Raw genomic sequence first — 19,241 nt, 5'->3', positions numbered from 1 at the left:
CCGGTGTTGAACGCCTCCTTCGACACCTCACCCCACCACGGCGCGACTTCGGGCTTCGCGGCGTTCCATGCCTTCCGAAGACCGGCCAGCGACCAGGACAGTGACGGCGTCAGCAACTCGTCTGGTACGCCGTAGGAGCGTTCGGCGATGCGCTGGTCCATGACCGCCTTGACCTTCGCGAGCGCCCAGTTGTGGGCGAGCCGGGCGGCCCCAGCGTGTGCAAGGACGTCGCGTTCCTGGCGCGAGGTGAGGTCGAGGGCGAACCGGTACGCCTGGATCGTTTTCACGCCGGGCCACTCTCGGTGGCGGCTTCGACCGCCCGGCGGGCACGGTTCGCGCCAGCGCGACGCCCGTACAGGCGGGCGCACAACGACGTCAGGATCTCCGTCACGTCGCGGACCAGATCATCGTCGACCTCAGCCGGGTCGACCACCAGCAGTCGGCGGCCCTGCGCGGCCAGCGCCGCCTCAACGTACTCGGCCCCGAACCGGGCGAACCGGTCCCGATGCTCAACCACGATCGTTGCCACCTTCGGGTCGCGCAGCAGCGCGAGGAACTTCTTGCGGTGCCCGTTCAACGCGGATCCAACCTCGGTCACCACCCGGTCGACGCCGAGTTTCCGCCCGGTGGCCCACACGGTGACCCGGGCGACTTGCCGGTCCAGGTCGGATTTCTGATCGGCTGAGGACACCCGGGCGTACACCACGGTCTGCCCCGTCTCGGCCGACGTGCCGGTGACCGGCTCACCGACCATGATCAGTCGACCGATCCGGTAGGTGGGAACAGGCAGCGTCCCGGCTGCGTACTGTCGCCGAGCGGTGATGTACGCGATGCCGGTCGACGCTGCCCACTCCTTGAGGTTCACGCGAGCATCATAGCAGCTTCAAGAGCGCCATAGATGCCCGGAGCGCCAACAGTCAGCTACCCCCAGTGTGTCCCCGCAGGTCAGCCAACCGGGTGGACCGGCCCACGTCAACGGCCCTATGGGAGCCCTCCCAGCGGCGGGCTGTCCCGGTATTGCCCGGCAATTGCCCACCTTGGTGCTTTCACCTGGTCATCGGGACCCCGAGCATGGCCGGCAGGCGGGATCCGCCTGTCACCACTGTGAGGAGAACGATGATCCATCCACCTGGACGGACTGGCCCGCCACCAGCGGGTATCCGGTACGCCGCCGCGATCGTGCGGTACGTCGCCGCGACGCTGGCGGTCGTGCTCGGCGTCACCACCGCCACCACGGCCGCGTCCGCAGCCCCGATCGGCGGCAACGGCGACGCCCCGGCGGCGGTCAGCGCCGAACTGCTGACCGACCTCGCCACCGACGGCACCACCAGCTTCATGGTCTACCTGCGGGAAAAGGCGACCCTGGACACCGCAGCCCGGATCAGCGACCGGGCCCGGCGTTCCGTCGCCACGTACGAGCAGTTGACCGAGGTCGCCGAGCGCAGCCAACAGAAGCTGACCGCCGACCTGACCCGGCGCAAGGTGCCGTACACCAGCTTCTGGATCGCCAACGCGGTGCAGGTCACCGGGGACCGGGCGCTGGTCGACGCGATCGCCGCCCGGCCGGAGGTGGCGCGGGTGGAGCCGCTGCGCAGCCACGAGCTGATCGAGCCGGTCACGCAGCCGTCCGTCGCCGACGATCTGCAGACCCCGTGGGGGGTGGAGCAGATCGGCGCGCCCCGGGTCTGGTCGGAGTTCGGCGTACGCGGCGACACCGTGGTGATTGCCAGCATCGACACCGGAGTCCAGTTCGACCATCCGGCGCTGGTCGCCAGCTACCGGGGGAGCCTCGGTGACGGCACCTTCGACCACGACTACAACTGGTTCGACCCGTCCGGGGTGTGCCCGGACGCGACGCCCTGCGACAACCAGGGGCACGGCAGCCACACCGTGGGCACGATGGTCGGTGACGACGGCGCCGGTACCCGGATCGGGGTGGCGCCGGGGGCGCGGTGGATCGCGGCGAAGGGCTGCGAGTCCCGCAACTGCTCCGACCCGGCGCTGCTGGCCGCCGGCCAGTGGGTGCTGGCGCCGACCGACCGCAACGGCGAGAACCCACGCCCCGACCTGCGACCGGACATCGTGAACAACTCGTGGGGCGGCGGCCAGGCCGACCCCTGGTACGAGCAGGTGATCACCGCGTGGCGGGCGGCCGGAATCTTCCCGGTCTTCTCCACCGGCAACGAGGGGCCGGCGTGCAACACCGCCAGCTCCCCCGGCGACTACCCGAGCGTCTACACCGTCGGCGCGCACGACGTCGACGGCACGATCGCCGACTTCTCCAGCCGGGGCGTGTCCGGGGTGGACGGCCACATCACGCCGGACATCGCCGCCCCCGGGGTCGGCACCGTCTCGGCACTCCCGGGCAGCCAGTACGGCACCGCCGACGGCACCTCGATGGCGGCGCCACACGTCGCCGGCACGATCGCGCTGCTGTGGTCGGCCGCGCCGGCGCTGCGCAACGACTACGACGCGACGGTCGCGTTGCTGGACCGTACCGCGATCGACGTCGACGCCACCGAATGCGGCGGCACGGTGGCGGACAACAACCTGGCCGGCGAGGGCCGGCTGGACGCGTACCAGGCGGTGGCGCAGTCACCCCGCGCGCAGACCGGCCGGCTGACCGGCACGGTGACCGACGCGGCGGACGGCTCCCCGGTCGCCGGGGTGACCGTGACGGTCGCCGGGCGCAGTGTGCAGACCGGACCCACCGGCGGGTACGCGACGTACCTGCCGGCCGGCACGCACACCCTCACCGTCTCCGGGTTCGGCTGGGCCACCCGGACGCTGACGGTGACGGTCGGCACCGCACCGGTGGTCCTGGACGTCGCCCTCGACGCGGTGCCGCTGGTCACCCTCTCCGGTCGGGTCACCGACGGCTCCGGGCAGGGTTGGCCGTTGTACGCGCGGATCGACATCGCCGGTCGGCCCGGCCACCCTGTCTTCACCGACCCGACCAGCGGCCGGTACGCCCTCCAGGTGCCCCGGCACGGCACGTACCAGCTGACGGTGACCCCGCTGTACCCCGGCTACCGGACGGTGACCACCGAGGTGGCGGTCGGCGGCCAGGCCCGGAGGGCGAACCTGGTGGTGGCGGCGCACATCGCCTGCACCGCCCCCGGCTACACGGCCGACACCGGCGCTACGGTCTTCGCCACCGACTTCGCCACCGAGCCGGCCGGCTGGACGGTCGTGGACCGCACCGACGGCGGCGGCTGGACCTTCACCGACCACCACCAGCGGGGCAACCTGACCGGCGGCAGCGGCGGGTTCGCCATCGTCGACAGCGACGGCCACGGCGTCGGCCGCAGCCAGGACACCCTGCTGCACACGCCGATGATCGACATCTCGCAGATCGCGGCACCGGTGCTGCGGTTCCGCACCGACGCGTGGATCGCCGGCAACGGCGACGTCGCCGCGATCGACGTGTCGACCGACGGCACCGAATGGGTCAACGTCTCTCAGGTGACCGAGAGCGTACGCGGGCCGCAGCTGGTGGAGATTCCGCTGGCCCCGGTGGCCGGTGCCGACCAGGTGCAGGTCCGGTTCCGTTACCGGGGCGGGTACAGCTGGTGGTGGCAGGTCGACGACGTGGCGATCGTCGACCGGACCTGCACGCCGGTCGACGGCGGGCTGATCGCCGGGTTCACCAGCGACGCGAACACCGGGACGCCGGTGGTCGGGGCACGGGTCGCCGACCCGCAGCGCCCGGACGAGTACGGCACGTCGGCGGCCACCCCGGCCGATTCTACGGTGCCGGACGGGTTCTACTGGTTCTTCGCCGGAGGGGCCGGGCAGCAGCGGTCGTTCGTTGCCGAGGCGGCCCCGTACCAGCAGCGGAAGCGGACCGCGTCGGTGGTCGCCGGCGGCTCCCGGCGGGTCGACTTCGACCTGCGCAGCGGGCAGTTGGCGGTCTCCGGCGCACCGGTCGGGGCGGAGCTGCCAGCCGGCGGCAGCGGCAGCGGCGAGTTCACCGTCCGCAACACCGGGACCGCGCCGGTGACGGTGACGGTGCTGGAACGGCCCGCCGCGTCGGCGACGCCGCCGCTGTCCGGGCAGCCGCCGTGGCAGCGGTTGACCGACGCCCCGGACGGGCTGTCCGACAACGCCGCCGTGGTGCTCGACGGCGTCGTCTACTCGATCGGCGGTGGCACCCACCTGGGCACCACCCGGCAGGCGTGGGCCTACGACCTGGCCGCCGACTCCTGGCAACGGCTGCCGGACCTGCCCCGCGACCGGGGCAAACCGGCGGTGGCGGCGGTCGACGGCAAGGTGTACGTCTTCGGCGGCTGGGACACCGAGTTCCGGCCGCAGTCGGCGGTCGACGTGTACGACCCGGCGACCGGGGCGTGGCACACGCTCGCCGGGGTGACCAACCCGGCGCCCCGGGCGGCGGCCGCTGCGGTGGTCGTCGAAGGGCTGATCTACCTGGTCGGCGGCTGCCGGGACGACCTGTGCCGGGCGTCGGCCGACGTGCTGGCGTTCGACCCGGCGACCGGCACGTTCCGGGCCCGCGCCGACTACCCGCACGAGGTGGCGTGGCATGCCTGCGGGGCGATCGACCTGCGGATCTACTGCGCGGGCGGGTTCAGCCACGACGGCGACTACGCCGATACCCTCGCCTACGACCCGGACACCGACCGCTGGTCGGCCCGCGCGGACATGCCGGAGCACGTGACCAGCATGGCGTACTCGGTGGCGGCCGGCCGGCGGGATGCTGTCGGCCGGGGAGATCACCGATCAAACCATCGGGTACGACCCGGTGGCCGACGCCTGGCAGGAGCTGGCCCCGACCGGGCAGGCCGCGTCCCGGGGTGCCGGCGCCTGCGGTGGGCTGGCGATCGGCGGCATGTCGCCGCAGTGGGCGGCCGTGCCGTCGATCTCTCAGTGGTCCGGGGCGGACGGCTGCACACCGCCGGCCGAGGTGCCCTGGCTGCGGGTACGCCCGGCCAGCTTCACGTTGGCGCCGGGCGCGTCGAAGGCCGTCACGCTGCGGTTCACCGCCAACGCCGCGACCGGGGTCGACGGGCCCGGCCGGTACACCGCCACGCTGGCACTGCGGGCGCAGACCCCGTACCCGGTGTTGACGGTGCCCGTGGGCTTGACGGTGCGGCAGCGGTAGGTCGTACCCGGTGAGTTGTCCGGGGTAGCTGGTGGGGGGGGGGGAGACACCCACACCCCCCCCCCCCCCCCACTCTTTGTCCCGCCCCCAAAAACCCCCCCCCCCCCCCCCCCCCCCCCCCCCCCCCCCCCCCCCCCCCCCCCCACCGCCGGTTGTCGGTACGGCACGAGACGCCACCGGCCATTAACCAGCTCGTTGCTGCACCGCAACCGTACGTTGCGGGAACACCCAGCTACCCCGGATAGTTTCGGCCTCCATGCGTGTCAGCCCGCCCCTGCGTAACAGCGAGCAGGAGGCGCCTACCCTGGTAACCTCGCCGCGCCCGACACGCGAGCGCAGCCCGTACATCGATGCGCTGCGGGCGTTGGCGATCGTGCGGGTCTACCTGCTGCACACCCTGTGGCTGACCTGGCTGCCGCTGGCGTTCCCGGCGATGCCGGTGATGTTCGCGCTGGCCGGCTACCTCACGGCCGTGTCGCTGGACCGAGGTACGCCGCTGCGGGTGGTCGGCTCGCGGCTGCGCCGGCTGCTGCCACCGCTGTGGGCGCTCGCCGCGGTCGCCGTACCGCTGATGGTCCTGGTCGGCTGGCGGCCCAGCCTGCTGGACGTGACCTGGTGGGTGGTGCCGCTGCGCAACCCGCCGTCCAGTGAGTGGGGCGGGCCGTTCTCGCTCGGGCTGTGGTACATCCGCGCCTACCTCTGGCTGGTGCTGCTCTCCCCGCTGCTGTGGTGGGCGTTCCGGCGCTGGCCGGTCGGCGCGCTGCTGACGCTGTCCGCGTTCGCCGTGCTGTTCGCTTCGCCGCTGGTCGACCTGCAGATGAACCCGGTCACCGACGTGTTCTGGTCCACCGCCGCGTACGGCACCTGCTGGCTGGTCGGCTTCGCCCGGCACACCGGGCTGCTGGATCGGGTGCCGCTGAGGTGGTACGCGCTCGGCGTCGGCACGCTGGCGATCGGCGCGATGATGTGGCTGGCCGAGCGGGGCGAGGACGACCGGCTCGGCGCGCTGGTGTGGGGGTGGGCGGTGGTGCTGCTACTGATGCGGGCCCGGCCCCGGCTGGACTGGCTCACGCAGGTGCCGTGGCTGGCCCGGCTGATCCGCATGGTCAACGCTCGGGCGGTGACCATCTACATCTGGCACCTGCCGGTGCTGTACGCCGCCAGTGGGCTCCTCACTCTGACCGGTCTCTACGCCGGTAAGGCGGCCATCCTCGGCGTCGGCACCGTGCTGCTGGTCGTCGTGGTGCTGGCTTTCGGCTGGGTCGAGGACCTGGCCGCCCGCCGCCGCCCGTCACTGCTACCACCCAGTTGACGCCGCGCACCAGTCGGCTGACTCCGTTCGTCGCCGGGCCGGCGGAATGCGCCCCGGTAGGCGTACGGGCTGGTGCCGACGATCCGTTTGAAGCTCTCCCGGAACGCGGTCGGTGAACCGAAGCCGACCCGGCGGCTGATCTGTTCGACCCCGTCGTCGGTGGCTTCCAGCAGATGCTGGGCCTGCCGGATCCGGGCCTCCTGTAACCAGCGCAGCGGCGGGACGCCGGTGTGTTCCCGGAAGCGTCGGTGCAGGGTTCGAGGGCTCATGCCGGCCCGGTCGGCGATCCGGGCCAACGTCAACGGTTCGGCCGCCTGCTCACGCAGCCAGTTCAGCAGCGGTTCGATCGCCGGCTCGGGCGGTGCCGGCGGTGCCTGGGCGGGGATGAACTGGGCCTGCCCGCCGCTGCGTTCCAGCGGCATCACCGACAGCCGGGCGGCGTCGGCCGCCGCCGCCGAGCCGTGGTCGCGGCGGACCAGATGCAGGCAGAGGTCGAGGCCGGCGGCGGCCCCGGCGGAGGTGAGGATCTGCCCGTCGTCGACGTAGAGCACGTCCGGGTGGACCCGGACGGCCGGGTAGCGGGCGGCCAGGTCGGCGGCGGCGCGCCAGTGGGTGGTGGCCGGTCGCCCGTCGAGCAGGCCGGCGGCGGCCAGGACGAACGCGCCGGAGCAGATCGAGGCGATCCGGGTGCCGGCGTCGGCGGTGGCACGCAGCGCGGCCTGCACCGGCTGCGGCACCGGGGCCGACAAATCGGCGCAGCCGGGGACAATCACCGTGTCGGCGGTGGCCAGCGCGGTCAGGTCGGCGGCGGGTCGCAGGGTGAACGCGCCGGCGTCCACCTCGGCGGTGGCCGCGCAGACCACCACCTGGTACGCGGCCCGGCCGTCGGGCAGCCGCAGCCGGCCGAACACCTCGATCGGGGTGGACAGGTCGAACGGGATGACCCCGTCGAGGGCGAGGATCGCGATCCGGTGCACGTCGACGACGGTACGCCGACGGTGGCGAGAATCCGTTGACCTGTGTCCTTCCTGCCACTCCTCGCGTCACGAAACCACCCATACCGTCGCGTCGTGACGAAATTTCTGCTCTCCGTACATGTGCTCGCAGCGATCGTGGCGATCGGCCCGGTGACCGTCGCAGCCAGCATGTTCCCGGCCGCCGCCCGGCGGGCGATCGCCGACCCACGCGACGCCGCCGCCCACACGACCCTGCGCACGCTGCACCGAATCTGCCGGGTGTACGCCGCCGTCGGGATCGTCGTGCCGGTCTTCGGTCTGGCCACCGCCACCAGCCTCGGGGTGCTCACCGACACCTGGCTGCTCGTGTCGATCGCGCTCACCGCGATCGCCGCCGCGCTGCTGGTGCTACGGGTCCTGCCCCGCCAGCAGATGCTGCTGACCGGGATCGACGCTCCCGGCACCCAGCCGGAGCCGACGGCGACCGCAACAGGGGCAGCGACCGCGAGTACACCGACCACCGCGCCACAGCGGCTGGCGGCGTACACCGGGGTGTTCAACCTGCTCTGGGCGACGGTCACGGTGCTGATGATCGTCCGTCCCGGCTCGACGACCGGGGTGTGAGGATGTCGGGCAGTCTGCGGCTGTTGCGGATCGCCGCCGGAGTCGAGATCACCACTCTGATCGTGATGCTGGCCAACCTGGCCACGGTGCACTGGCCGGCCGTGTCGTCGCTGCTCGGCCCGACCCACGGGGCGGCGTACCTGCTGGTGGTCGTCGCCACCGCGCAGCAGCCGGCCGCGCCGACATCGACCCGGCTACTCAGTCTGCTGCCCGGCGTCGGCGGCCTGCTGACGCTGCGGGCACTGGCCGCGCACCGTCGACCGGCACCGGACGCACCGGCGCAGAGTTGAACGGCACCGGCCCCGTCAGCGGAGTGCGTCGTCGGCGAGCCGGGCGTGCACGCCGACGACGCCGTTGACGATCTGCGTCACCCGTACGTCGACGACGACGCTGGCCAGGGCGACCGCGTCGCCCCGGGACAGCCCGTGCCGGCGGGACATCAGGGTGATCATCGCGTCGAGCGCGTCGGCGGCCGCAGTGTCGAGGGTGTCGCCCAGGCCGAGGGTCAGCCAGGCACCGTCGACCCGGGCCACCGGGCCGGTCAGCGGCCGGTCGTCGACCAGATCGAAGGTGAGCTGGACCCGGTCCATCAGGCATTCGATCGCCGTACCGCAGATCTCGCCGTCGCCCTGGGCGGCGTGGCCGTCGCCGACGGAGAACAGCGCGCCGTCGACCGTGACCGGCAGCAGCAGGGTGCTGCCGGCGACCAGGTCCTTGCAGTCCAGGTTGCCGCCGCAGCGCCGGGGCGGGATCGTCGAATGCTCGCCGGGCTGCGCCGGCGGCATGCCGAGCACCCCGAGGAACGGCCGCAACGTCACGGTGTGGCCGAGCTGGTTGCGTCCGGTGCCGGCGGCCGGGTCCAGCTGCCAGGTGTGCACCGTCTCGGTGCCGGCGATCCCGTACCGCTCGCTGTGTGGGGTCAACGCGCTGCCGGCCAACGTGGTGCCCCACTCGGCCGGCAGCACCTCGTCGATCCGTACCGACAGGGTCGTCCCGGGCCGGGCGCCGCGCACCGCGATCGGCCCGACCAGCGCATGACCGAACCCCGGCCGGTACGCCGCGTGCCGGGGCCGCTGGTCGTGCGGCCCGCCGGCGTACGGACCGGCCGACCACCAGCAGTCCAGGGTACGGACGGTGACCGTGTCGCCGGGGTCGATGGTGAGCACCGGCGGATAGTCGGGTGAGAAGTAGCCGTGCAGGGTCCGGGTGTTCGGCTCCAGGGTGTGCCGCATCGCCGCAGGTTACCGCCGCCGGTCCAGGTGACGCAGCTAGCGCCGCCGGTCCAGGTAGCGCAGCGACCGGCGCAGGTAGCTGCGCGGGTTGGTGTCCAGCTGCCGGGCCCAGCGGGGCGGCAGGTCGTCGCGCAGCCAGGCGTACCGGCCCAGCGCGTAGCCGTACATCGGCTCGGTGAGATAGCCGAGCCGGCTCGACTGCCAGCCGCCGGCCCGGCCCCGGTAGTCGAAGGCGGCGTTGGCGGTGAAGATGCCGAGTCCGAAAAAGACAGTGGTGAGGTCGGTGAGCGGCTCGTGGTCGGCGGCGTCGGGGCGGTGCCGGCCCTCGCCGATCAGGCGTTCGTGGGCCAGCTCGTGGGCGATGGTGGCGACCAGCGCCATCGGCTGGCGGGCCTGCGCCCCGGCGATGGTGATCACGCCCCGGCCGCCCCGACGTACGTAGTGCCCGGCCGCGCCGGAAGCGGCCTGCGCGTACGCCGGCAGGCTGGCCAGTAGCGCGGCTTCGGTGTCGTCGGCCGGCTCGAAGACCAGTTCGACCCGGTCCGGGTCGACGGCCATGTGCCGTGCGACGCGGTGCAGCACCGCCGCCACGTCGGCCCGGCTGCCGTGGTAGGCACCGGGGAAGAACTCGTCGGTGGGCAGCACCACCGGTCCGCGCAGAGCCGGCTCGCCGAACTCGCGGATCAGCCAGGACAGTGACTCGTCGATCCAGTCCCGCTCGGTCTCCCGGACCGGGCACGCCCCGCTGAACAGCATCGACACACCTCCCCTTACGGTTTGCTGCCGTCAGAATCCCCGACCGGGTGCGGCGGCGGGTGCCCGGCGGCGGTCGGATAGGCGACAGCGGTCACGGCCCGGCGGCCGGCGTATCGTCGGGCGCTGTGACTGGCGTGCCCTACTCGTTCTGTTCGTCGTGCGGTGCCCGCTACCCGGCCGACGCCGGCTGGCCCCGGTCCTGTGACCACTGTGGGCAGCAGGTCTGGCGTAATCCGACACCGGTGGCGGTCGCCGTGGTGCCGGTGACGACTCCACAGGGGATCGGTGTGGTGGTGCAGCGCCGCGACATCGAGCCGGCACGCGGCGAGCTGGCGTTGCCGGGCGGTTTCATCGAGTACGGCGAGGACTGGCGCACCGCGGTGGTCCGCGAGCTGCGCGAGGAGACCGGCCTGGCCGGGCGGTCCGACCAGGTGCAGTTGTACGCCGTACGCAGCGTGCCCAACGGTGCGAGCCTGCTGATCTTCGGGGTGCTGCCGCCCCGACCGGCGCAGGCGTTGCCGGTGTCGGCGGCGACCGAGGAGGCCACCGAGTGGCTGGTGGTGACCGAGCCGGTCACGCTCGCGTTCCCGTTGCACACCGAGGTGCTGGCCCACTACCTGACCGATCCGACGGACCCGGCGACGCTCGGTACCCTGTGGGCGTGAGCGACCTTCCTGACCGGCTGCCTCCTGACGGGCTGCGGGCCTCCGACGCCGACCGCGAGCAGGTGGCGGAGGTGCTGCGGGCCGCGGCCGCCGAGGGCCGGATCGATCTGCCCGAGCTGGACGAACGACTCGGCCGGGTGTACGCCGCCCGGACGTACGCGGAGTTGGAGCCGCTGACCCGGGACATTCCCCGTGCGGTGTCCGACACGGTGGCCCGGCGTGGCGAGCACGGCCTGGCGCCGTCGCGTCCGTCGCAGTGGGCGGTCGCGGTGATGAGCGGTTTCGACCGGCGTGGCCGGTGGGTGGCACCGGGCATTCTGCGGGCCTTCGCCTTCTGGGGCGGCGGCCGGATCGACCTGCGGGAGGCGCGGTTCGACGCGAACGCGATCCGGATCCGGGCCTGGGCGATCATGGGCGGGATCGAGATCGTGGTGCCGGACGACGCCGAGGTGTCGATCTCCGGTGTCGGCCTGATGGGCGACTTCGGTCAGCGGGCCGCCGGGCTGGGCAGCCCTGGTGGGCCGAGAATCCACATCAACGGGCTGGCGTTCTGGGGCGGTGTGTCGGTCAGACGTCGGGGCCGGCCGGGACGCTGATCGCGGCGACGATCAGGCCGTTGCGGGCCAGCCACCGGCCGGTGAACCCGGTCAGCGGCGTGCCGTCGGGCAGCGCCGGGCCGGGCACCAGCAGCCGGGCGGTGAAGTCCCCGTCGACGGCGGCACCGGGGCCGGGAGCCACGGCGGGACCCAGGCCGGGAGCCACGGCGGCACCCGGGCCGGGAGTCGCCTCGACGTACGCCTGCTCGAAGCCGAGCCAGCTTTCGGCCAGCGGATACCACGCCTTGTAGACGGCCTCCTTGGCGCAGAACAGCAGCCGGTCCCAGTGCACCTGCGGGTGGCTGTCCCGACTGGCGGCCAGCCAGGTGAGTTCGTCGGGCACGGTGATGCTGTTCAGCACTCCGGAGGGCAGTGGTTCGTGCGGTTCGGCGTCGATGCCGACCGCGGTGAGGTCGGCCGACCGGGCCACCACCGCCGCGCGGTAGCCGGCGCAGTGGGTGATGCTGCCGACCACCCCGGCCGGCCAGCGGGGTTCGCGGCGCGCTCCGGACGGCACCGGTACGCCGGGGAAGCCCAGCTCGGCGAGAGCTTCGTGGGCACAGCGGCGAGCGGTGCCGAACTCGCGGCGGCGCTTGTCCACCGCGTTGCCGACCACGGCCGTCTCCTCGGGGAACAGGGTGACCGGGACGCTGTCGTCGAACGCCTCGCGGGCGACCGCCGTGGCTGGCAGCAGTGCCTCGATCATCCCGCTCCGCCCTCCGTCACGGTCGTGGCAGGTGGTCGGGTGTCATTGGCAGACCCGCCATTCGCCGTTCTCCTCGACCAGTCTGACGGTCTCCTGCCGCTGCGCGCCACCGTCGTAGGTGACTTCGACGGTGACGGCGCCGGACGTCCGCCCGTTGGTGGTCGACACGTTGACGCCGATGATGTCGTACCCGGCGATCTGCCCGGCGGCGGACTCCTGCTGGACGTACTCCGTCTCGGACAGGGCGTCCCGGCGGTCCTGACACAGTCGTTGGTAGGCACCGGCGTAGTCGCCGGCGGACAGCGCGTCGAAGTGGGCGGTGGTGGCGTCGCGGGCCGGCTCGGTGGCCGCCGACACGGTCCGGTACAGCCAGAAGCCACCCCCTGCGACGCCGACGCAGCAGAGCAGGACGACGGCGAGCACGACAGCGATGATGATCACGGTCGTCCGCCGGCCGCGGCTCGGCCCAGCGGGTGACGGCGGTGGTGGCGGCCCCGGCGGTTGGTAACTCATGATCGGGATGCTAGAGGCCGCCCGCCACCTGCCGGACGGGGACGGCTACCCCGTATGGGACCGGGCGAGACGCCGGTGCGCCGGGTCGTCGGTACGCCGGGCGAGCGCCCGCAGCTCGGCGGGACCGCTCTGCGGCTGGTGGGCGCACCAGGCGGTCAGCAGCCGGGCGGCGCTGTCCGGATCGCTGTCGGCGGCGACCGCCACCACCACCTCGGCGGTCTCGTCCAGCAGGTCCGCGACGGTCGGCACCACCACGCCCTGTTCGCGCAGGTGGTGCCCGACCAGCATGGCACCGAGCGGCGTCAGGCTGATCCTGTCGTCGTCGGTGAGCCGGACCGCGCCGAGGTCGGCCAGCTGCGCGAAGAGCCGGTCGGCGTCGTTGTGGGCGGACTGGCGCCAGGCCTGCTGCTGCTCCTCGGTGCCGCCATACGGCACCAGCATCGACTTCTCCAGCGCCTGGTGCAGCAGCTCGCGCAGGGCCGGGACTGGCAGCGGTTCGGCGGACGAGTAGAGGGTGAGTGCCGTGATGACGACGGCGTCGTCGAACCGCCACCGCATCAACGACTCACGCCAGCCGCTACCGCACACCGCCGCCCCGATCTCGGGCAGCGTCGCGTACAGCCGGTGGGCCAGGGCGAGCGGGTCGGTCAGCAGCTTCGCCGCGCTCTTGACCGGCACGAGCCGTCCCTTGACCATCCGGACCACGCGAGCGGCCCGAGCCCAGGCGACGACCACCGAGAGTCCGTACAGCTCCTCGCTGCTGCGGGTCTTGAACACCCGGTCACCGATGGCCGGGTCGATCACGTCTGCGGTGTCGAGCAGCGGGACCAGTTCCCGGGCGTCGGCCAGCCGCAGGTTGCCGTTCGGGGTCAGGGTTCGACCCGGTCCCACCCAGGCCACGAACTGCCGGACCCGGTGCAGGATCGTCGACGCTTCGGCTGCCGGGCGCAACTCGGCGTCGTCCGGGACGGTCACCAGCGGCAGGGTCGGTGGACGTTGCGCGCCGTCGGATGCCGCCCGGTGGTTGGCCATGATTTGGTTGAGCAGGTCCTGGTCGACGGAGATCCGGCCGGCGTGCACGTCGGCGATGAACGCCTGGGCGGCCGCGTTGTCGGTCGGATCGACGCCTTCGCGCATCATCCGGGTGGTCCAGTACTTCGCCGGACCGTAGCGCCGCTCGTCGGCCAGCGCCTCGGCGACCGGTCCGGCCAGCTCGTCGAGCGTGGTGTGCAGCAGGTCCCGGTCGGCGCAGTGCCGGTCGGCGAACCCTTCGTCGAACAGGAAGTCGACGAATCCCCGTACGCTCGGCACGACGGCGTCCCAGTCGTCCGGGTGCATGGTGACGTGTCGGGGGAACCCGTCGAGCAGCGCGGCGGTGAGGTCGTCGGGGTGCCACCGGCCGAGCAGACCGTCACCGTGACTCCACCGGTACTCCAGCAGTGTCTCGATCACGAACGGGTCGAGCTCGGTGCGCCGCTGCCGACGCGCCCACTTGCCGACCCGGCCGACCAGCCGTTGCCGGGCGTGGTGGAAGGTGTCGGGGTCCGCCGACGTGTAGACCGTCCTCATGCCGCGCGACCCTACCGTCCGCCGCTGCCCGAGGCGGAGGGGCCATGCCGATGGGCATCTTGACGGCGGGGTACGCCCCGGTTAACACTCTCGCAACCGCCGAGTCACGGCGACGAATCGGGTGAACTCTGACCCGACCACCGTCCGCCAGGTGTTGTTAACGCTAACAACTGCTGATACCGACGCTCAGACCGCAAATCCGGACGCCTCCCAGGAGGAGACACTCATGCCGCAGCGGGATCGACCGCGTACCGCCCCACCTCGACGAACAGCCCTGGCGTCGCTCGCCGCCCTCGCCCTCACCGCCAGCCTGCTGGCCGCCGGCCCGACCACCGCCACCGCGGCCGGACCGACCGACGGACTCGTCCTCTGGTACGAACTGGACGCCACCGCCGGAACCGTCGCCACCGACGCCTCGGGCAACGACCGGCACGGCACCGTGCACGGCAGCGCCGACTGGTCCGGCGGAGAAGGACTCGGCCTCAACGGCGCCGACACGTACGTGGACCTGCCCGACGACGTCCTGCGCGGCCTGGACTCGGTCACCGTGTCGATGGACGTGCTCATCGACCCGGCCCAGGTCACCCCCTACTTCATCTACGGGCTGGGCAACACCAGCGGTGGCACCGGCAACGGGTACCTGTTCGCCACCGGCGACCAGTTCCGCACCGCGATCGCCAGCGGCAACTGGTCCACCGAACAGAACACCCGACCGAACCCGGCCCGCAACCTCGCCCGCGGCGTCTGGAAGCACCTCACCTACACCCAGACCGGCACCACCGGGGTGCTCTACGAGGACGGGGTCGAGGTCGGCCGCAACACCTCGGTCACCATCACCCCCGGGTCGATCGGCGGCGGCACCACCACCGCCAACTACATCGGACGTTCGGTCTACACCGGCGACCGCCGCCTCGCCGGTCGGGTGCGTGACTTCCGCATCTACGACCGGGCGGTCACCGCCGACGAAGCCGCCCAGCTCGGTGCACGCGCGGCGGCCGCAGTCGTCGCCCACGACACGGCCGCGCTGGACCTCGGCGACACCAGCCGGGTAATCGCCGACCTCCGGCTACCGGCAACCGGGCCGGGCGGCTCGGCCATCGACTGGGCCTCCAGCGAGCCGGCAGTGGTCGCCACCGACGGCACGGTGACCCGACCGGCGATCGGCGAACCCGACGCACAGGCGACCCTCACCGCCACCCTGCGCCGGGGCGCCGCCACCGACACCAGAACCTTCGAAGTGACCGTGCTGGCCGAATTCGACGACGCACGAATCGTCGCCGACGCCGCCGCCGCGCTGACCGTGCACAACGTCGACGACGTACGCGGCAACCTCACCCTGCCCACGGCGGGGGCCGCCGGCACAGCGGTCGCCTGGACGTCCAGCGACCCGGCGGTGATCGCCACCGACGGCACGGTGACCCGACCAGCGGCCGGAGCCGGCGACACCACCGTCACGCTGACCGCCACCGTCACCCGCAACGCGGCCAGCGCCACCCGCGAGTTCACCGCCAGCGTGCCCGAACTGCCGGCACCAGCCGCCCGCACCGGCTACCTGTTCAGCTACTTCACCGGTGAGGGCACCGCCGACGGCGAACAGGTCTACTTCGCCCTCAGCCAGGGCAACGACCCGCTGCGGTGGCAGCAGCTCAACGACGGCCGGCCGGTGCTCACCTCGACGCTCGGCGAAAAAGGGCTGCGCGACCCGTTCATCATCCGCTCCCCCGAGGGCGACAAGTTCTACCAGATCGCTACCGACCTGCGGATCCACGGCAACGGCAACTGGGACGGCGCGCAGCGGCACGGCAGCAAGTCGATCATGGTGTGGGAATCCACCGACCTGGTCAACTGGACCGACCAGCGCCTGGTCCAGGTCTCCCCCGACACCGCCGGCAACACCTGGGCACCGGAGACCTACTACGACCCGACCATCGGCGCGTACGTCGTCTTCTGGGCCTCCAAGCTGTACGCCGCCGACGACCCGGACCACACCGGGAACACCTACAACAAGATGTTGTACGCCACCACCCGCGACTTCCACACCTTCTCCGAACCGCAGGTGTGGGTCGACCCCGGCTACTCGGTCATCGACTCGACGGTGATCGACCACGACGGCGTCTACTACCGGTTCACCAAGGACGAACGCAACAACTCGTCGTCGACGCCGTGCAGCAAGTTCATCCTCGCCGAGACGGCGACGTCGTTGCGCGACACCGAATGGGACTTCCTCACCGACTGCATCGGCCGAGGCTCGATGTCCCAGGGTGAGGGACCCACCATCTTCAAGTCGAACACCGAGGAGAAGTGGTACCTGTTCATCGACGAGTTCGGTGGGCGCGGCTACCTCCCGTTCGAGACCACCGACCTCGCCTCCGGGGTATGGACGCCGTCGAGCGACTACGCGCTGCCGGCCAGGCCCCGGCACGGCACCGTACTGCCGGTCACCCGGGCCGAGTACGACGCGCTGCTCGCCGCGTACGGACCGGACCCGGGGCCGGAGCCGCCGGCCGACGGACTGCTGCTGCACTACGAGTTCGACGAGGCCGGCGGCAGTGTCGCCACCGACTCGTCCGGGCAGGGCCGGCACGGCCGCTACGAGCGGACCCCGGCGTTCGGCACCGGCGTCGACGGCGGCTCGTTCAAGATGAGCGGCGGCGGCAGCGGCTCGACCACCGCGCCGTACGTGACGATCCCCAACGGGGTGTACGCCGGGGTCACCAGCACCACCGTGGCGACCTGGGTCAAATGGGACGCCTCCAGCACCGCCAACCAGTGGATCTACGGACTCGGTCCAAACAGCGACCGCTACCTGTTCAGCACGCCGCGCAGCGGCGGCGGGGTGCTGTTCTCAGCGATCACCACCGGCAGTTGGCAGGCCGAGAAGCAGCTGCGGGCGTCGTCGGCGCTGACCGGCGACGAATGGAAGCACCTCGCGGTGACCGTCGACTCGGCCACCCGTACCGCCGTCATGTATCTCGACGGGGTCGAGATCGCCCGGGCCACCGACGTAGCGGTCCGCCCGTCGGACCTGCACGACCCGACCCGCGACTACGCTGGCTACATCGGACGCTCGCTGTACGGCGCGGACCCGTACTTCGCAGGGGAGGTGGACGACTTCCGGATCTACAACCGGGCGTTGACCGCCGACGAGGTGTACGCCCTGGGCGGCGACCCGGCGGCGATCACCGGCGCCACCGTGGCGCAGCTCAAGGTGGACGCCATCATCGACGCCGACACCCGACGGATCATCCTGCCGGTCCGGCCGGACACCGACCTGACCGCCCTGGCCCCGGAGCTCACCCTGGCCCCCGGCGCCACCGTCGCGCCGGCATCGGGCACCGTACGGGACCTGAGCACACCGGTGACGTACACGGTCACCGGCGCCGACGGCTCCACGGCGACCTGGACCGTCGAGGCCCGGCTGATGCGTTCGCCGGTGCTGCCCGGCCTGTACGCCGACCCGAACATCGCGGTGTTCGGCGACCGGTTCTACCTCTACGCCACCACCGACGGGTTCGCCGGCTGGAGCGGCACGAAGTTCTCGGTGTTCTCCTCGGCGGACCTGGTGAACTGGACCGACCACGGGGTCATCCTGGACCTGGAGACCGACGTCGACTGGGCGGACAACAGTGCCTGGGCGCCGACGATCGCCGAACGCGACGGCAAGTGGTACTTCTACTTCAGTGGCGGGAAGGCCACCGGCGACACCGGCAAGCACCTGGGTGTCGCGGTCGCCGACTCACCGACCGGGCCGTTCCGCGACGCGCTCGGCGAGCCGCTGGTGTCGGCCGGGACGTACTCCGGCCAGATGATCGACCCGGCGGTGTTCACCGACGACGACGGCCGGTCCTACCTGTACTGGGGCAACGGCGCCTCCTACCAGGTGCCGCTGAACGACGACATGGTGTCGTTCGACCCGACCGCGGTGCGCACCTACCGGCCGGACGGCTACAACGAGGGCACCTTCGTGATCAAGCGTGACGGCCGTTACTACTTCATGTGGTCGGAGAACGACACCCGCAGCGAGGACTACCAGGTGGCGTACGCCGTCGGTGACTCGCCGCTCGGGCCGTGGGGTCCCCGGGAGGGTGTCATCCTGCGCAAGGACCTGTCGTTGGGCGTCAAGGGCACCGGGCACCACTCGGTGGTACGGATCCCCGGCACCGACGACTGGTACGTCGCGTACCACCGGTTCGCGATCCCGGACGGGGACGGCACCCACCGGGAGACGACCATCGACCGGCTGCGCTTCGCCGCCGACGGCTCCATCGTCCCGGTGGTGCCGACCCTGGAGAGCGTCGAGCCGATCCGGCCGGTCAACACCGCGCCGACGGTGATCGCCGTCACCGGTGCGGCCGGGCCGGTCGCCGCCGGCACCGAGGTCAGGGTCACCGCGACGTTCACCGACGCCGGCGCGGACGACACGCACCGGTGCGTGCTGGTCTGGGGCGACGGCACCGTCGACGCCGGCACGGTCGACGGGTCGGCCTGCGTCGCGGCGCACACGTACGCCGAACCGGGTGTGTACCGGCCGACGGTCACGGTGATCGACGACCGGGATGCCGCGCACACTCTGGCCGGCGGGTATCTGGCGGTACGCCGGACCGACGGCGGGTACGTGGCCGGCTCCGGCTGGATCACCTCACCGGCCGGGGCGTACGTCGCCGACGCGCGGGTGGCCGGGCGGGCCGAGTTCGGGTTCGTCGCGGCCACCGGCCCGGAGACGACCGGGCCAGGTCCGGTGGCGCTGCGGTTGCGCCTCGGCGAGTGGGAGTTCGCCGCCACCAGCCACCGTGGGTACGTCGTCGACGGTCCACAGGTGCGGTTCAACGGCCGGGGGACGGTCAACGGCGCCGGCGACTACGAGTACCTGGTCGGGTTGAACGACGAGGCGCTGCGGGAGCAGGGCAAGGACCGGTTCTGGATCCGGATCCGGGAGGCGGCCACCGGGACGGTCGTCTACGACAGCCGGACCAACGCCAGCACAACCGCGCTCGGCGGCGGAGCGGTCGTCGTCGACGTCTCGTGACGCGGGGGGGGGGGGGGGGGGGGGGGGGGGGGGGGGGGAGAGCAGGAGGGGGGTGAAAAAACAAAAAAAAACGCCCCGCCCGGGATGGGGAGGGTGGGGTGGGTCTCGGTCCTCTCTTGCCTCGCCTCGGTCCCCCCCCCCCCCCCCACCCCCCCCCCCCAGCC

The 19,241-nt window shown here is 72.3% G+C and carries 16 protein-coding genes and 1 pseudogene; 8 read left to right on the top strand and 9 right to left on the bottom strand.

The window, feature by feature from the left end:
- Together ACXAHD_RS24885 and ACXAHD_RS24880 are read right to left on the bottom strand one after the other, a co-directional pair.
- A partial coding sequence (locus ACXAHD_RS24885; protein ID WP_475053548.1) for a helix-turn-helix domain-containing protein occupies positions 1 to 287 on the bottom strand: 287 nt, incomplete at its 3' end.
- On the bottom strand, positions 284 to 865 hold the full coding sequence (locus ACXAHD_RS24880; protein WP_281555008.1) for an IS607 family transposase: 582 nt from the start codon (positions 863 to 865) through the stop codon (positions 284 to 286). The genes ACXAHD_RS24880 and ACXAHD_RS24885, both read right to left, overlap by 4 nt.
- A gap of 251 nt (positions 866 to 1,116) precedes the next feature.
- Here ACXAHD_RS24880 and ACXAHD_RS24875 point away from each other — a divergent pair, with 251 nt between their 5' ends.
- The 3 genes and pseudogenes from ACXAHD_RS24875 to ACXAHD_RS24865 form a co-directional block, all read left to right on the top strand.
- Entirely contained in the window at positions 1,117 to 5,136 is a 4,020-nt protein-coding gene (locus ACXAHD_RS24875; protein ID WP_475053545.1) for a S8 family serine peptidase, read from the top strand.
- Between the two features lie 17 nt (positions 5,137 to 5,153).
- Entirely contained in the window at positions 5,154 to 5,309 is a 156-nt protein-coding gene (locus ACXAHD_RS24870; RefSeq protein ID WP_475053542.1) for a hypothetical protein, read from the top strand.
- Positions 5,310 to 5,378: 69 nt separating this feature from the next.
- Positions 5,379 to 6,308 (top strand): annotated as a pseudogene (locus tag ACXAHD_RS24865) (acyltransferase family protein); the annotation flags it as partial.
- Positions 6,309 to 6,310: 2 nt separating this feature from the next.
- On the opposite strand, the gene ACXAHD_RS24860 reads toward ACXAHD_RS24865, so the two are convergent.
- Complete coding sequence (locus ACXAHD_RS24860) at positions 6,311 to 7,411, bottom strand: GlxA family transcriptional regulator (protein ID WP_348651192.1); 1,101 nt, start codon at positions 7,409 to 7,411, stop codon at positions 6,311 to 6,313.
- Between the two features lie 93 nt (positions 7,412 to 7,504).
- On the opposite strand from ACXAHD_RS24860, the gene ACXAHD_RS24855 reads away from it, so the two are divergent.
- Both ACXAHD_RS24855 and ACXAHD_RS24850 read left to right on the top strand, forming a co-directional pair.
- A complete protein-coding gene (locus ACXAHD_RS24855; RefSeq protein WP_281567386.1) occupies positions 7,505 to 8,014 on the top strand; it encodes a hypothetical protein in 510 nt (169 codons plus the stop codon).
- Between the two features lie 2 nt (positions 8,015 to 8,016).
- On the top strand, positions 8,017 to 8,304 hold the full coding sequence (locus tag ACXAHD_RS24850) for a DUF3817 domain-containing protein (RefSeq protein WP_281567387.1): 288 nt from the start codon (positions 8,017 to 8,019) through the stop codon (positions 8,302 to 8,304).
- Positions 8,305 to 8,319: 15 nt separating this feature from the next.
- On the opposite strand, the gene ACXAHD_RS24845 is transcribed toward ACXAHD_RS24850, so the two are convergent.
- Complete coding sequence (locus ACXAHD_RS24845; protein WP_289212555.1) at positions 8,320 to 9,246, bottom strand: acetamidase/formamidase family protein; 927 nt, start codon at positions 9,244 to 9,246, stop codon at positions 8,320 to 8,322.
- Positions 9,247 to 9,282: 36 nt separating this feature from the next.
- Complete coding sequence (locus ACXAHD_RS24840) at positions 9,283 to 10,002, bottom strand: hypothetical protein (protein WP_281554151.1); 720 nt, start codon at positions 10,000 to 10,002, stop codon at positions 9,283 to 9,285.
- A 125-nt stretch (positions 10,003 to 10,127) separates the two neighbouring features.
- On the opposite strand from ACXAHD_RS24840, the gene ACXAHD_RS24835 reads away from it, so the two are divergent.
- Entirely contained in the window at positions 10,128 to 10,667 is a 540-nt protein-coding gene (locus ACXAHD_RS24835; RefSeq protein ID WP_281554150.1) for an NUDIX domain-containing protein, read from the top strand.
- Entirely contained in the window at positions 10,664 to 11,263 is a 600-nt protein-coding gene (locus tag ACXAHD_RS24830) for a DUF1707 SHOCT-like domain-containing protein (RefSeq protein WP_281554149.1), read from the top strand. The genes ACXAHD_RS24835 and ACXAHD_RS24830 overlap by 4 nt, the downstream gene beginning before the upstream one ends.
- Here the strand turns inward: ACXAHD_RS24830 and ACXAHD_RS24825 are convergent.
- The 3 genes from ACXAHD_RS24825 to ACXAHD_RS24815 are packed head-to-tail and all read right to left on the bottom strand — an operon-like array spanning position 11,235 to position 14,051.
- A complete protein-coding gene (locus tag ACXAHD_RS24825) occupies positions 11,235 to 11,969 on the bottom strand; it encodes a 4'-phosphopantetheinyl transferase family protein (protein WP_289212554.1) in 735 nt (244 codons plus the stop codon). The two genes, ACXAHD_RS24830 and ACXAHD_RS24825, sit on opposite strands and share 29 nt — an antisense overlap.
- A 42-nt stretch (positions 11,970 to 12,011) precedes the next feature.
- Positions 12,012 to 12,482, bottom strand: a complete 471-nt coding sequence (locus ACXAHD_RS24820; RefSeq protein WP_281554147.1) for an Rv0361 family membrane protein — start codon at positions 12,480 to 12,482, stop codon at positions 12,012 to 12,014.
- 45 nt (positions 12,483 to 12,527) lie between these two features.
- Positions 12,528 to 14,051, bottom strand: coding sequence for a hypothetical protein (locus tag ACXAHD_RS24815; RefSeq protein ID WP_475053535.1), 1,524 nt, complete (start codon positions 14,049 to 14,051; stop codon positions 12,528 to 12,530).
- 226 nt (positions 14,052 to 14,277) lie between these two features.
- On the opposite strand from ACXAHD_RS24815, the gene ACXAHD_RS24810 reads away from it, so the two are divergent.
- Positions 14,278 to 19,077, top strand: coding sequence for a family 43 glycosylhydrolase (locus tag ACXAHD_RS24810; protein ID WP_475053532.1), 4,800 nt, complete (start codon positions 14,278 to 14,280; stop codon positions 19,075 to 19,077).
- Here ACXAHD_RS24810 and ACXAHD_RS24805 read toward each other — a convergent pair.
- On the bottom strand, positions 19,008 to 19,241 hold a 234-nt coding region (locus tag ACXAHD_RS24805), incomplete at its 5' end, for a hypothetical protein (protein WP_475053529.1). The genes ACXAHD_RS24810 and ACXAHD_RS24805 overlap by 70 nt on opposite strands.

The organism is Micromonospora sp. ABR4_055, assembly GCF_056160425.1.
The sequence above is the reverse complement of the archived record's forward strand: the minus strand, read 5'-3'. Positions and strand labels throughout refer to the sequence as shown.